The organism is Novosphingobium sp. GV079 (assembly GCF_003058045.1).
In the GTDB taxonomy this organism is placed as follows: Bacteria; Pseudomonadota; Alphaproteobacteria; order Sphingomonadales; family Sphingomonadaceae; genus Novosphingobium; species Novosphingobium capsulatum.
This window is the reverse complement of the sequence record NZ_QBUE01000005.1, coordinates 80319-93215: the sequence shown is the minus strand read 5'-3', so window position 1 is coordinate 93215 and position 12897 is coordinate 80319. Positions and strand designations below refer to the sequence as shown.

The window sequence follows — 12897 nt, the reverse complement described above, 5'->3', positions numbered from 1 at the left end:
GAAAATTCCTATCTCATCTTCTTGAGCAGCCAGGAGAAACTCTCTCCGCTGCGCGGGATCTTGGCCGTGATGACAAGCTGGCGCGTGCCCAGCGGGCGGCCCAACCCATCGGCCCAGAGCGATTCCTCGATCGTCACCGGCTCACGCCCCGAACGGAACTGCCACAGGCCGCCATCGGGCAGGGCAAGGGTAACGCCAAGGCCGTCCTGGCCCTGCGCCAGCTCGATATGCGGGCCAAGGTGGAAGCGCAAGGCAACACCGATCATGCCACGCTTGCCTTTCTTGCCGTGCGGCACCAGCAGGTCTTCACCGCGCAGTTCGGTGCCATCATCGCGCAGGATCAGGATGCGCTGGTGCATCAGGCCATAGCGGCTGACATAGCCGTTGTGGCTCGCCTCGATCCGGGTGGCAGACTGGCCCATCGGGCCGGGCGCCGTGGCGGCATAGCTGCCATCGGCCTGCAGCGTGCGGCGGTCCACTTCCACTTCGGAAACGCCGCTGCCCAGCTTGCCGTTGATCAGCACGGCAGTGGAATTGAAATCGTCGATCGTCAGCGTGGAATGGGCCGCCGTGGCGCGCAGGCCCTGCGCGAGGCGCAGCGGGATCAGCCCGCCGGCAAAGGCCGCGCCGCCGCAATTGACGATCAGTCGCTCGGCGCCATGGCTGAATTCGAACGCCAGGGTAGAGGCACAGCCTTCGCGCGCGTGGCGGGCGATCGGCGGCGGCGCGGCATCGAGCAGCAGGACCGACTTGCCCGCCGTAATGCGCTGGTAGCCCCATTGCCGGGCATCGCGCAGCGGCCGGGTGCGCACGCCACTGGCCTTGATCAGCGTGGCGATATGGTCGGCTTGTACCGCGCCCGCGCCCTGCCAGCTGCCCAGCGCGCCATCGCCATGCAGCAGCGCGAGCAGCGGCGGGACCAGCAGCGACAGGATCGTTTCAATCTGCTGGGGCGGATCGCGGCGCACGGCGGCATAGCAGGCCTTGAGCCGCACCAGGATGGTAATCGCCTCGATCTGGCCCAGCGGGCTGCGCGACAGCACGCCGCCATCATCGCCCACCATGTCACCAAGTGCGCGGATCAGCCCGGCCTCGCCAAACAGGCGGCGCGGGCCACCATCGGCCATCAGCAGCCCGGCGGCGGTGATCGCCGCCCAGCCGGCCACTTCGCCCAGCTTGTCATCCGCACGGGTGACATGGCGATCGAGCCAGCGGGCGGTTTCGGCCATGGCGTGCAGCACACGGCTGCGAAACTTCTTGTCGTTGCCCGACAGCAGCAGCGGCGCGTGGATCAGCCAGGTGAGCAGGCGGTGGCCGGTATGCCCCACATCCCACGCCGGGCTGGCATTGGGCTGGGGATTGGCATTGAGCCACATGCCCAGCACGCGTTCGGCCACGGGGGTGCATTGCGCGCGTGGTCCACTGGCCTCCAGATCGGGCAGCCAGGCAAAGCCATGCACCATCCGCTCGAACGGCGGCGGCAGGCGTGGCCCGGTGAACTCAGTATCGGCAATCGGGGTCTTCATGCCGTGGACCAGGAAATGCCCCGCGCGCAATGCCTTGCCTGCGCAGGAATCGCCCGGAAGCGGGTTGCTGACCGTCGCCGTCAGGCGCGGGCGAGAACGCTTGCGAAAGGGTTGCAGCGCGGCGGCCGGCAGCCCCAGGCGATAGGCAAAACGCATGAAGCGTTCACCCGCGCTGACCGGGGGCGGCGAAAAATCCGCCAGCGCCAGGGCGCGGCCGGGCTCCACCACTTCGGGGCGCAGCGGCATGTCTTCGTCGGCGGGCATCGGCGGCAGGGGGCGGACCACAGCAGCGGCGGCGGCCGCATCGCGCCGCAAGGGTTCGTTTTCCAGCCCCAGGGGCAGGGCGGGGCTGGCTTCGTCCGCCGAAATGGCCTTGCCCTTGGCGGGCTGGCCGGGTGCGATGGAGAAGCCTGGTTCGCCCACGGGGTCAGTCGATCCTTTTCAGCGCGGCGATATTCGCGGCATAGTGATCGGGCCCACCCTTGAAGGTCGCGGTGCCGGCGACCAGGGCATCGGCGCCGGCGGCCACGCACAGCGGCGCGGTTTTGGCATCCACCCCGCCATCCACTTCCAGGTGGATCGGCCGGCCGGTCTTGTCGATCATCTTGCGCACCGCCTCGATCTTGCGCAGCTGGCTGGAAATAAAGCTTTGCCCACCAAACCCGGGGTTCACGCTCATGATCAGCACCAGGTCGATATCGTCGATCAGGTAATCGAGCATCTTGGCTGGCGTTGCGGGGTTGAGCGCGATCCCGGCCTTCTTGCCCAGCGCCTTGATCGCTTGCACGGTGCGGTGGATATGCGGCCCGGCTTCGGGATGCACGGTGATGATATCGGCCCCGGCGTTGGCAAACGCCTCAAGGTAGAGATCGACCGGGCTGATCATCAGGTGCACGTCGAACGGCTTGGTGGTGTGGGGGCGCAGCGCCTTGACCACGGCCGGCCCGATCGTGATGTTGGGCACGAAGTGGCCATCCATCACGTCCACATGGATCCAGTCAGCCCCGGCGGCATCGATCGCGCGGATTTCCTCGCCCAGCCGGGAAAAATCGGCGGATAGGATCGACGGGGAAATTATCGGCAAGGCAGTCATCGACAACGGGTCCGATCGCAATTCTGGGCAAGAAATAGCCCGGCCCGGCCAAATCGCCAAGCGGGCGCCGTTCGGCGCTTAACCGCGCCGAATCGGGGCCACAAGCGCTCTTTGCAGTATTTTCCACACGCGTTGTGCAGTTTCGGGCCGGTCTGGCGCGGGTTTGCTCCGAAAGCGCGCGGATTTGTCCAGGCCGGCGATCAACCCATGCAGCAATGCCACGGTCGCGCCGCGAACGCGCCCTGCGGCCTTGCGCCCCCTTGCCATTGGCGGCCGGGCTTGTCATCGAAGATGGGGTGAAGACGCTGATCGAATCCCTCAAGACCACGCTTGGCGCCTTGGCGCTGGGTGCAACGCTGGCCCTGCTGCCGGGCACCGCGATGGCGGCCAAGCATGGCGTGCATCTGCCGCCGCTCGGCTGCGCCGGCCCGCCCAGCGATACCTGGCTCAATGTCACGATCGACAAGGTGCGATCCGATCGCGGCGTGATTGCGCTCACCGTCTATCCCGATGACCAGCGCAAGTTCCTGATCGATGGTGGCTCGCTCTATGTTGCGCGCGTGCCGGCCCGTGCGGAAAAGACGCATATGTGCCTGTTCCTGCCGCAGCCGGGCATCTATGCTCTGGCCGTCTATCATGACGAGGACAATTCCGGCTCGCTCAACCGCATCGGGCCGATGGGCCTGCCGGCCGAAGGCTTTGGCTTTTCAGGCAATCCCGGCTCGATCGAAAGCCTGCTGGAATTCCGCGCGGTGCGCCTTTCCGTGCCGCGCACCAACCTGTCGACGCGCATTCGCCTGCGCTATCCTTGAGCGATTGCCGGGATGAAGGGCTGACTTTTCAACCGTTCGCGCGCTAACATGCGCGGCATGACCAAACCTGCCGTCCTCGCCGCCGCGCCCTTTCCGCCGTTCACCATGCAGCCGCTGGAAGCGGCCTTTGCCGTGCACCGCCTGTGGGACGGGCTGGACGATGCCGCCGCCGGATCGATCCGCGCCCTGGCGACCAACACCCTGTTCGGCCGCCTGGGGGCAGAGGTGATGAACCGCCTGCCGGCGCTGGAAATCATCGCCAACTTTGGCGTGGGCTATGACAATATTGACGTGGCTGCGGCCGCCTCGCGCGGCGTAATGGTGACCAACACCCCCGGCGTGCTCGACGAGGAAGTCGCCGATCTGACCCTCGGCCTGCTGCTATCCACGATCCGCCGCCTGCCCCAGGCCGAGCGGCACCTGCGCGCCGGGCTGTGGGAACAGGGCGCCTTTCCGCTTTCGCCCACGCTGCGCGGGCGGCGCGTGGGCATCCTGGGGCTGGGGGCGATCGGCAAGGCGGTGGCGCGCCGCCTGGAAGGCTTTGGCGTGGCAATCGCCTATCATGGCCGCACGCGGCAGGAGGGCGTGGCTTATCCCTGGTATCCCACGGCGCTCGCCCTGGCCGAGGCGGTCGATGTGCTGGTGGTGGTGGTGCCCGGCGGTGCTGCCACGGCGGGGCTGGTCGATGCCGCCGTGCTGCGCGCGCTGGGGCCGCAGGGCGTGCTGATCAACGTATCGCGTGGCAGCGTGGTGGATGAAGCAGCGCTGATCGCGGCCTTGCAGGATGGCACGATCCTGGCGGCCGGGCTCGATGTCTTTGCCCGCGAACCCCATGTGCCTGCCGACCTTGTCGCGCAGGATAACGCGGTGTTGCTGCCCCATGTCGGCTCTGGCTCGGTCGCCACGCGCACGGCCATGGGGCAACTGATGATCGACAACCTTTCCGCATGGTTTGCCACGGGCCGGGCGTTGACCCCGGTGGCCGAAACCCGCCATCTGCAAGGGTAAACAGGGCGTTTCACAGGGTGTCTGTCCGATAACGGTTCGTCGCATCGCGCTGGGCCTTGCGGCGAACGCTTGCAATAGTGCCACGGATTTGCAACTTGCGCGGTTCACGCACCAAGATAGGGATGCCTGTCCATAATGAATTCGACCCAGGCGGCGCGCGCTCCTTTGCATCAGCGGGTCCGGCGCAAGGCGGAACGGATGTTCGGTCCGGCAGGCATTTTCTTCAAGGGCTTCATCAAGCACCCGGTGATGGTCGGCGCGATCGTGCCGTCCTCGCGCCGCACGATCGCGCGCGTGCTGTCCAAGGTGGATTGGGAAAACTGCGATCTGTTCGTGGAATATGGCCCCGGCGTGGGCACGTTCTGCCAGCCGGTGCTCGATCGCCTGCGCCGTGACGCGCGGCTGATCGTGATCGACACCAACCCCGATTTCATCAACTACTTGGCCCGCACCATCGGCGACAGCCGCTTCATCGCGGTGCACGGCTCTGCGGCCGAGGTGGAAAGCATCGTGCGCCAGCATGGCTTTGACCATGCCGACTATGTGCTGTCGGGCCTGCCGTTCACCACGCTGCCCGAAGGCGTGGGGCCGGCGATCATGGCCGCGACGCAGCGCGTGCTGCGCCCGGGCGGGGCGTTCCTGGTCTATCAGTACACAGCCCGCGCCCGCGCGCTGATGAGCCGCTATTTCCACCGCATCGACAAGGGTTTCGAGCCGATCAACGTGCCGCCCTGCGTGATCTCGTGGGGCTGGAAAGACTGACCACCCGGCGCGCCCTTTCCACAATGGAACGGGCGCGTTTCATTTTCTGAGTTACAGAAACGGGCGGGGCAGATCGGCAGTCAGCTGCCCGTGAATGCCAGCCAGCATGGCCACGAAATAGGTATAGCCCACCGAATAGAGCAGCGCGGAGATCGCTTCGTTGATCAGGCGCGCGCTTTCGTTTTCGGCGCCAAGCAGCTGCGTGGTGATCAGGCCCACCACCATCATCACCACGCTCATCGCCACCAGGAACACCACCATGGCCAGGCCCAGAAACGCCAGGATGCGCGCAGTATTGCCCCGCGTCAGTGCCACGCTGGCGCGGATCGCCATGATCGGGTTGTGGGTGCGCCCCACGCCCAGCACCGGGCCGACCATGATCGTGCGCAGCAGCGGATAGACCACGGCTGCCAGCCCGGCGCCGGCGGCCAGCGGCGCCGGCACGCGCAGGCCCAGCAGCACGCCGCTGACCACCATCATCAGCAAGAGCGCGAAGAGGCCGATCAGCACTTGCGCCAGGAAATAGGCGGGCACCCGCGCCGCGCAGTTGCGCAGCGCCTGGCCCACCGTGGGGCGCGAGCGATCGAGCACGCAGACCAGCATGGTGATGAAGCCGACGATCTGGAACAGCGACAGCGGCAGCAGGTAGGGCAGGTTGCGCGTGTAATAATCCTGCATCACCTGCGCGAGTTGCTGCTGCGTCACCTGCGGGGGAATCACCGGCGGCGCGATGAACACCGCGCCAACCAGCAGCGGCAGCAGGAAAAACACCCCGGCAATCGCGATCAGCAGATCGGCATTGGCCGAAACGATGCGCGTGGCGCCCTGCCAGGCGGCCATGCTGTCCAATGGGGCGATCAACGGTTTGGTCACGTATAGTCCTCGGGGCTTGTTATCTTTTGTTCCTAGCAAAGCCTGCGGCCCGGCGCACCTCCCTTCCCGGTGTCTTGCCCCCTTGCTTCGGGCGGCATTCGGGGCCAAGTCGCAAGGCATCATGACTGCGCCCGATACCATCGAGATCGTCCGTGAAACCGCCCCGGTGCCCTATCGCTCCGCGCTGGAGGCGATGGCTGCCCGCAACGCCGCGATCGCCGATCGCACCGCATCAGACATGCTGTGGCTGCTCGAACATCCGCCGGTCTATACCGCCGGCACTAGCGCCGATCGGTCCGAATTGCTCGATCCCCGGTTCGAAGTGGTCGAGGCCGGGCGCGGCGGGCGTTATACCTATCACGGGCCGGGCCAGCGCATCGGCTATGTCATGCTCGATCTGCGCAAACGCGCGCGCGACGTGCGCGGATTTGTCCATGCCGTGGAAGGCTGGGTGATCGATACGCTGGGCGATTTCGGCGTGGAAGCCTGGCGGGCAGAGGGCCGCATCGGCATCTGGTGCGCGGGGGCCGATGGGCGCGAAGCCAAGATCGGCGCGATCGGCGTGCGCATTCGCCGCTGGGTGACGATGCATGGCTTTTCGGTGAACCTGTCGCCCGATCTTTCGCATTTCGGCGGGATCGTGCCGTGCGGGATCGAGGAGTTCGGCGTCACCAGCCTGAAAGACCTCGGCCGATCGGTCAGCAGCGCGCAATGGGACGATGCGTTGCTGGCGCGCCTGCCGGCGTTCCTGTCCAAGCTCGACGTGCCATGCCCTCCGGTGGAGATGGAGCCATGAAGACCCTGCTTTCCCTATCGGCGGTCGCCCTGCTGCTTGCCCTGGGCGGGTGCCAGAAGGGCAGCGAACCGGAAAAGGGCGCGGCCAAGGCCACCGGTGGCGAGGTTCTGCCCGGCAGTGTCAGCGATGCGATGATCGATCTTGATGGCGCCACTGGCACTCCGCCGTTGCAACCCGCGCCCAAGGCCAAGGCCAGCGGCGCTGCGCCACAGGCAGCATCGAGCGATGCGGCCGAAAGCGCCACGCCCGATGCTGCAGGGGCTGCAGGCGGCACAGCCGCGCCCGCAGCACCTGCCCCCGCTGCCCAGAGCCAGGCACCGGCGCAATAACGCGCCGATCCTGGCCGCTGGGTGATTGGCGCGTCAGACGGTTTCTTCGGCCAGCGTGGGATAGTCGGCATAGCCTTCGGGCACGGGGAAGTACCACGATTCGGGCACGTTGCGGTTGGGCGCCAGCGGGGCGTCCTTGGCGATGCGCGCGGGCAGGTCCGGGTTGGAAATGAACGGGCGGCCAAAGCTGATCGCATCGGCCCGGCCCGAGGCAATGTCGGCCGCGGCAGACTGCGGAGTGTAATCGCTGTTGAGCACCAGCGGGCCGGTATAGATCTTGCGGATCAGGCCATCCTGCTGCGGCACGTCGGTGGCGCCAAAGGTGCCATTCGGGCCGGGCTGGCGCAGTTCCACAAACGCCGGCTTGAGCGTTTCGAGAACCTGGGCGGCCAGGCCGAACACGGCCTCGGGGTTGCTGTCATCCACCCCTTGCGAATCGCCGTTGGGCGAAAGGCGCACGCCGACGCGCTCTGCCCCCCACACGCCGATCAGGCGTTCCATCACTTCGCGCAGCAGGCGCACGCGGTTTTCCGGGCTGCCGCCATATTCGTCGGTGCGCAGGTTGGCCGAATCGCGCAGGAACTGGTCGATCAGATAGCCATTGGCGGCGTGCAGCTGCACCCCGTCGAACCCGGCCTTCTTGGCGTTTTCGGCCGCGCGGGCATAGTCATCGAGCAGGCGCGGCATTTCATCGAGGCGCAGCGGGCGCGCTTCGACCGCGTCCTTGCGGCCTTCGAAGGTATGGACATGGCCCGGCACGCGCGTGGCCGAGGCAGAGACCGGCGGCTGGCCATCGTTGAGATCGGGATGGCTGACGCGGCCCATGTGCCACAGCTGCGCGACGATGCGTCCGCCGGCTTCGTGCACGGCTTCGGTCACCGGCTTCCACGCTTCGACCTGGGCGTCAGTCCACAGGCCGGGGGCATAGGGCCAGCCCAGGCCTTCACGGCTGATGCCGGTGGCTTCGGAAATGATTAGGCCGGCGCTGGCGCGCTGGCGATAATACGTGGCCATGATCGGCGTGGGCACTCCATCGCGCCCGGCGCGGCCGCGGGTGAGCGGGGCCATGAGAATGCGGTTCGGCGCATGGATCGCGCCCAGATCGATCGGCTGGAACAGCGCGGCGTGGTGGGGCTGGCTGGAAGTCTCGGTCATGCAGGCCTCTTGCTGGAAATGCATTATGGGTTTTTCTTTGCAACGTATATTGGCCGCGACCGTTCCGCCGCGCAAGGGGGCACGGGCAGGGCGGCGGCAGGTTTTCTTGAAACCGGCAAAGAAAAAGCCCGGAAGGCCATAAAGGCTCCCGGGCTTTCGCGGATCAGCAGGTCAAGGCGTGCGCCCGGCAGGCTCAAACCCCGCTCAAGGCCGGCCCAGATCGCCCTGGCCCACGGTGCCGCTGGCCATCGCCAGCATGGCATCCAGGCTCTTCTTGGCATCAAGTCGCAGGGTTTCCTCGATTTCCACCCGTGGCGTCAGATCGCGCAGCGCCAGGTAGAGCTTTTCCAGCGTGTTGAGCGCCATGTAGGGGCAGATGTTGCAGTTGCAGTTGCCATCGGCACCGGGCGCACCGATGAATGTCTTGCCGGGCATGGCCAACTGCATCTGGTGGATGATGTGCGGCTCGGTCGCCACGATCAGCGTGTCGCCGGTCATGGCCTTGGCATAGTTCAGGATGCCGCTGGTCGACCCGACATAATCGGCATGATCGACGATGTGCGCCGGGCATTCCGGGTGCGCGGCGATCGGCGCATCGGGATGCTGCGCCTTGAGCTTGAGCAGTTCGGTTTCGCTGAAGGCTTCGTGCACGATGCACACGCCGGGCCACAGCAGCATGTCGCGCCCGAACTTGCGGTTGAGATAGCCGCCCAGGTGGCGGTCGGGGCCGAAGATGATCTTCTGTTCGGGCGGGATCTTGGCGAGGATCGTCTCGGCGCTCGATGACGTCACGATCACGTCCGACAGGGCTTTCACCTCGGTCGAGCAGTTGATGTAGGTGAGCGCGATATGATCGGGATGCTGCGCGCGGAATGCGGCAAACTGATCGGGCGGGCAGGAATCTTCAAGGCTGCACCCGGCGTCCATATCGGGCAGCACCACGATCTTTTCGGGGCTGAGGATCTTGGCGGTTTCGGCCATGAAGCGCACGCCGCAAAAGGCGATGACCTCGGCATCGGTGGCTGCTGCCTTGCGCGACAGTTCCAGCGAATCGCCCACGAAATCGGCCAGGTCCTGGATTTCCGGCTTCTGGTAATAGTGCGCCAGGATCACGGCCTTGCGTTCGATGCGCAGGCGATCGATTTCCGCGCGCAGGTCAAGGCCTGACAAGTTGGTGGGCTGGGCCGTCATGGGATGCTCCTGCTTCCGGGCAATGCGGCACGCCCGGATTCCTTGCGCCGCGACTTAGGGGCGCGGGCGCGTGTTGCCAAGCCAGGATTGGGGGAATGCCCCTCCGTCAGGCCTGCGGCCTGCCACCTCCCCATCGGGGATGGGGAGGATCTTGCCGAGGGGCCTTAGCGGGCATCCCCATCGATCGTCACGTTGACGGTGACTTTGCCATAGCCGGCTACCTGCAGCGGAATGGCCAGGTTTTGGCGCACGGCATCCTTGGCGGCACTGCGGGCCAGGCCCATCAGCACGGGATTGGCGGCCTGGTTGGTGGCAAGCTGTTCGGCCAGGCGGGTGTTGTCGCGCGTCAGCTTGTCTTGCGCAGCGCGGGTGATCCACACGCCTTCGCGCAAGTATTGCGCGCGCGCCTCGTCCAGGTTGGGACGGCTGAGCCGCAGGGGCGGCAGGCGCACCGACAGCGTCTGCGTCTGCGCGTTCCACGCCATGCGATCGCGGTTCATCTGCGCCAGGTCGATGGTGTAATCCACCCGCGCCGGGATCACTGCCACCTGCTTGGACTGGACCAGGCCGAACAGGCGGCTGTCATCGCTCGACACCACCGGGGCCAGTTCTGCGCTGAAAACCGTCAGGCTGTTCTGCCGCTCGAACGCCACCAGGCTGGTGGCGAGCGGATCGCCGATGTCCTGCGGTTTCCACAGGAGCCAGGCAAACAGCCCGGCCAGCGCCAGTGCCGCCACGAACAGCAGCCAAGGCAGAGCGCTGCGCCGCGCCACCACTACCGTGGGCGCGGGTTGGGGAGAGTTCCCTGACAAGGGCGGGCTATTCAGCGTGCTGTCGTCCATTGTTCCCCCGAACGAACAACCCGGCCCTGGCGTTCCAGATCGAGCAGATGCGCCAATACCGAGCGGCCCGCGGCACCGGTCAGGCGCGGGTCGAGCCCCTTGTACATCTGCGCCACCATGGCGGGAATATCGTGCAGCCCGCCTTCCAGCACGCGCAGCACCTGGCGCTCGCGCTGGCGGCGATGGCCCAGCATGCCACGCACGAACTGGTGCGGATTGTCGATCGGATCACCGTGCGCGGGATAATAGACGCGGTCCTGCGGCCGATCGTACAGCTTTTGCAGCGAGGCCATGTAGGCGGCCATGTCGCCATCAGGCGGCGAGACCACGCTGGTTGACCAGCCCATGACATGATCGCCGGTGAACAGCGCGCCGCTTTCCACCAAGGCCAGGCACAGGTGGTTGCTGGTGTGGCCGGGCGTGGCCACGGCCTGCAGGGTCCAGCCATCGCCGCGCAGTTCCTCGCCATCGGCCAGCACGCGGGCCGGGCGATAGTCGGGGTCGAACGCCGCATCGGCGCGCGGGCCATCGTCGTCCAGGGCCAGCGGTGCGCAGCCGATGATGGGGGCGCCGGTCAATGCCGCCAATGGGCGCGAGGCAGGGCTGTGGTCGCGGTGGGTATGGGTGCACACGATCGCGGCGATGCGGGCGCCGCCCACCGCCGCCACGATTGCCGCCACATGGCCTTCGCCGTTGGTATCGGCATGTCCGGCTGCGCCAGTGCCATCGGGGCCGGGATCGATCACGGCCACATCGTTTCCGGCGCCGACGATATAGGTCTGCGTGCCGGTGTAGGTGTACGGCGATGGATTGGGTGCCAGCACCCGCCGCACCAGCGGTTCAAGCTGGGCGGCCATGCCGGTGTTCCACGTGGAACGATCGGGAAGGGAGGAACTGGCCATGCCCCGTGCTATGGGGACGGCCGCCCCCATGCGCAAGGCACGACGTGGCGCGTCGGTTCGCCCGCCTCGGCCAGCGCCAGGCCCAACCGCTCGCGCAGGTGGATCAGGGCCATAGGCAGTGGGTCGGTCTGGGGATCGTGCGGTGCGGCGTTGGCCATGCCCTGGCTTTGCCAGGCCTGTTCCAGCCGGGTGATGCGCTGATAAAGCCGTTCGCTCTCGTGCACCACCGCCTGTGCTGCCAAGGTCAGGTGGATGATGCAGGCCGGGTCGCTGGCCGGGAAATGGGCGATCAGGCGGCCGTGGCGGCGCAGTTGCAGCTCGGTCAGTTCGCCGGCGAACCAGGCGCGGTGGTTTAGCAGCCAGGCCAGGCAATGCATGATCCGCGTGGTGGTGCGCAGCGCCTCGCAGCTCGCCTGGACATGCGCCAGGTCTTCGTCCGCGCCGAGGCTGCCGCCGGCTGGCGGTGCCGCATCGTTGGCCGGCTGGCGGCGCAAGGCCTCGAACGCATCGCGCGCGCGATCGGCCAGGGCCAGCGCCTCTGCATAGAGCGCTTCGATGATGCGCGGATTGGCGCTGGGCGTGACGGGCATGGTGGCGATCGGAATGGGCGGCCTGCTGGGTACGACATGCCCGGGCGGATGCGCCGGCCATGGATCAAAGCCGGCTTTAAGGCCGATCGCCCCGCCGGCTCAATGCCCCGGCGGTGGCCAAGTGCCACCGCTTTGCCGCTGTCTCGATACGGAACGCTTTGCACGGCAGGCGGAATCGGTAAATACAGTATGCAATCGTTTGAAATCAGGCGATAATATCAGGGATAAGATAGTCTTCGAGCATGCTGATCTGATCGCGCAGCAGCAATTTGCGCTTTTTCAGGCGCGCCACCTGCAGCTGGTCGGCCACGCCATTGGCGCTCAGCGCATCGATCGCCACGTCAAGGTCGCGATGCTCGAGCCGCAGCGCTTCGAGCCGCTTGCGCATTTCCTCTTCGGTCACACCAACCACTCCCCGAAACCGACCTTGCTACCCCAAGCTGCCACATCGCCTCCCATCTGTACCTGGCGTTGTTCAGGTTGCCGACTCACGCTGGCGACCACGCACCGGCCAACGGCGCGCGGGGCCGCTGGAAAACCCGTTGACCGTTGATGGTGCACATTTCGTCATCGCCCTCTACACATGAACGCGATGCCGGTGCGACCCGGCGCGGTTCCACTTGCAAGATACGGCGAATGTGGGAGCATGACAACGCACCGACTGTCAGCGACTCGCAGAACAGAAGCATCGGAGCCGCAGACACCGGAGCCAGCCGCGCGGGAATGTCTCTCGCACGGGTTTTGACCGGGCAGCGCGCCTATCCCGGCCCGCGCCCCTCAGGAGGTCAACGCATGGAAACGACGCACATCAACGCCTTGCAGACAAAGCACGCCGGCCTGGAACGCCGGATTTCCGAGGAAATGGCACGGCCAGCCCCCGATGTGGCCCTGCTCATGCAGCTCAAGCGGCGCAAGTTGCGCATCAAGGAAGAACTGGCGCTGATTCACTGATCCCTTTGCGCCGGAACCAACCAACCAAGCGAACATAACCTGAAAACGATCAATACCCCTGGATTGT

Annotated in this window: 15 protein-coding genes; 6 read left to right on the top strand and 9 right to left on the bottom strand. The window is 66.4% G+C overall.

Annotated features, from left to right (window positions below):
• Positions 1 to 8: 8 nt before the first annotated feature.
• Together C8K14_RS08335 and rpe are read right to left on the bottom strand one after the other, a co-directional pair.
• Entirely contained in the window at positions 9 to 1949 is a 1941-nt protein-coding gene (locus tag C8K14_RS08335) for a heparinase II/III family protein (RefSeq protein WP_233250976.1), read from the bottom strand.
• Positions 1950 to 1953: 4 nt separating this feature from the next.
• On the bottom strand, positions 1954 to 2619 hold the full coding sequence (rpe, locus tag C8K14_RS08330) for a ribulose-phosphate 3-epimerase (RefSeq protein ID WP_022676450.1): 666 nt from the start codon (positions 2617 to 2619) through the stop codon (positions 1954 to 1956).
• A gap of 296 nt (positions 2620 to 2915) precedes the next feature.
• On the opposite strand from rpe, the gene C8K14_RS08325 reads away from it, so the two are divergent.
• The 3 genes from C8K14_RS08325 to C8K14_RS08315 all read left to right on the top strand — a co-directional run bounded on the left by C8K14_RS08325 (position 2916) and on the right by C8K14_RS08315 (position 5201).
• Complete coding sequence (locus C8K14_RS08325; RefSeq protein WP_233250975.1) at positions 2916 to 3431, top strand: DUF2141 domain-containing protein; 516 nt, start codon at positions 2916 to 2918, stop codon at positions 3429 to 3431.
• A gap of 57 nt (positions 3432 to 3488) precedes the next feature.
• Complete coding sequence (locus C8K14_RS08320; RefSeq protein ID WP_233250974.1) at positions 3489 to 4439, top strand: 2-hydroxyacid dehydrogenase; 951 nt, start codon at positions 3489 to 3491, stop codon at positions 4437 to 4439.
• A gap of 135 nt (positions 4440 to 4574) precedes the next feature.
• The gene (locus C8K14_RS08315) at positions 4575 to 5201 is read left to right on the top strand and encodes a class I SAM-dependent methyltransferase (RefSeq protein ID WP_022676447.1); all 627 of its coding nucleotides are present in this window, start codon (positions 4575 to 4577) and stop codon (positions 5199 to 5201) included.
• Between the two features lie 51 nt (positions 5202 to 5252).
• On the opposite strand, the gene C8K14_RS08310 is transcribed toward C8K14_RS08315, so the two are convergent.
• Positions 5253 to 6074: a hypothetical protein gene (locus tag C8K14_RS08310; RefSeq protein WP_133726781.1), complete on the bottom strand. Its 822-nt coding sequence runs from the start codon at positions 6072 to 6074 to the stop codon at positions 5253 to 5255.
• 121 nt (positions 6075 to 6195) lie between these two features.
• On the opposite strand from C8K14_RS08310, the gene lipB reads away from it, so the two are divergent.
• Together lipB and C8K14_RS08300 are read left to right on the top strand one after the other, a co-directional pair.
• The gene (gene lipB / locus C8K14_RS08305) at positions 6196 to 6870 is read left to right on the top strand and encodes a lipoyl(octanoyl) transferase LipB (RefSeq protein WP_107716509.1); all 675 of its coding nucleotides are present in this window, start codon (positions 6196 to 6198) and stop codon (positions 6868 to 6870) included.
• Positions 6867 to 7199 (top strand): hypothetical protein, encoded by a 333-nt coding sequence (locus C8K14_RS08300; RefSeq protein ID WP_107716351.1) that lies wholly within the window; start codon positions 6867 to 6869, stop codon positions 7197 to 7199. Before lipB ends, C8K14_RS08300 begins: the two co-directional genes overlap by 4 nt.
• Positions 7200 to 7232: 33 nt before the next feature.
• On the opposite strand, the gene C8K14_RS08295 is transcribed toward C8K14_RS08300, so the two are convergent.
• The 6 genes from C8K14_RS08295 to C8K14_RS08270 all read right to left on the bottom strand — a co-directional run bounded on the left by C8K14_RS08295 (position 7233) and on the right by C8K14_RS08270 (position 12282).
• The gene (locus C8K14_RS08295) at positions 7233 to 8354 is read right to left on the bottom strand and encodes an alkene reductase (RefSeq protein WP_107716350.1); all 1122 of its coding nucleotides are present in this window, start codon (positions 8352 to 8354) and stop codon (positions 7233 to 7235) included.
• 204 nt (positions 8355 to 8558) lie between these two features.
• Positions 8559 to 9545, bottom strand: coding sequence for a quinolinate synthase NadA (nadA, locus tag C8K14_RS08290; RefSeq protein WP_062783199.1), 987 nt, complete (start codon positions 9543 to 9545; stop codon positions 8559 to 8561).
• A 164-nt stretch (positions 9546 to 9709) separates the two neighbouring features.
• Positions 9710 to 10387, bottom strand: coding sequence for a DUF4230 domain-containing protein (locus tag C8K14_RS08285; RefSeq protein ID WP_107716349.1), 678 nt, complete (start codon positions 10385 to 10387; stop codon positions 9710 to 9712).
• A complete protein-coding gene (locus C8K14_RS08280) occupies positions 10369 to 11289 on the bottom strand; it encodes an MBL fold metallo-hydrolase (RefSeq protein WP_107716348.1) in 921 nt (306 codons plus the stop codon). Before C8K14_RS08280 ends, C8K14_RS08285 begins: the two co-directional genes overlap by 19 nt.
• A gap of 8 nt (positions 11290 to 11297) precedes the next feature.
• On the bottom strand, positions 11298 to 11879 hold the full coding sequence (locus C8K14_RS08275) for a DUF1465 family protein (protein ID WP_107716347.1): 582 nt from the start codon (positions 11877 to 11879) through the stop codon (positions 11298 to 11300).
• A 205-nt stretch (positions 11880 to 12084) separates the two neighbouring features.
• Positions 12085 to 12282 carry a YdcH family protein gene (locus C8K14_RS08270; RefSeq protein WP_022676439.1) on the bottom strand — a complete coding sequence of 66 codons (198 nt, stop codon included), beginning with the start codon at positions 12280 to 12282 and terminating at the stop codon, positions 12085 to 12087.
• Positions 12283 to 12671: 389 nt separating this feature from the next.
• Between C8K14_RS08270 and C8K14_RS08265 the strand changes: the two genes are divergently transcribed.
• Positions 12672 to 12830 (top strand): YdcH family protein, encoded by a 159-nt coding sequence (locus tag C8K14_RS08265; protein ID WP_022676438.1) that lies wholly within the window; start codon positions 12672 to 12674, stop codon positions 12828 to 12830.
• The last annotated feature ends 67 nt before the right edge of the window (positions 12831 to 12897 follow it).

Excerpts from the sequence above, each read along its gene's own strand:
- rpe (WP_022676450.1), bottom strand. The coding sequence starts at position 2,619 with ATGACTGCCTTGCCGATAATTTCCCCGTCGATCCTATCCGCCGATTTT.
- C8K14_RS08320 (WP_233250974.1), top strand. The coding sequence starts at position 3,489 with ATGACCAAACCTGCCGTCCTCGCCGCCGCGCCCTTTCCGCCGTTCACC.
- C8K14_RS08315 (WP_022676447.1), top strand. The coding sequence starts at position 4,575 with ATGAATTCGACCCAGGCGGCGCGCGCTCCTTTGCATCAGCGGGTCCGG.
- lipB (WP_107716509.1), top strand. The coding sequence starts at position 6,196 with ATGACTGCGCCCGATACCATCGAGATCGTCCGTGAAACCGCCCCGGTG.
- C8K14_RS08300 (WP_107716351.1), top strand. The coding sequence starts at position 6,867 with ATGAAGACCCTGCTTTCCCTATCGGCGGTCGCCCTGCTGCTTGCCCTG.
- C8K14_RS08295 (WP_107716350.1), bottom strand. The coding sequence starts at position 8,354 with ATGACCGAGACTTCCAGCCAGCCCCACCACGCCGCGCTGTTCCAGCCG.
- nadA (WP_062783199.1), bottom strand. The coding sequence starts at position 9,545 with ATGACGGCCCAGCCCACCAACTTGTCAGGCCTTGACCTGCGCGCGGAA.
- C8K14_RS08285 (WP_107716349.1), bottom strand. The coding sequence starts at position 10,387 with ATGGACGACAGCACGCTGAATAGCCCGCCCTTGTCAGGGAACTCTCCC.
- C8K14_RS08280 (WP_107716348.1), bottom strand. The coding sequence starts at position 11,289 with ATGGCCAGTTCCTCCCTTCCCGATCGTTCCACGTGGAACACCGGCATG.
- C8K14_RS08275 (WP_107716347.1), bottom strand. The coding sequence starts at position 11,879 with ATGCCCGTCACGCCCAGCGCCAATCCGCGCATCATCGAAGCGCTCTAT.
- C8K14_RS08265 (WP_022676438.1), top strand. The coding sequence starts at position 12,672 with ATGGAAACGACGCACATCAACGCCTTGCAGACAAAGCACGCCGGCCTG.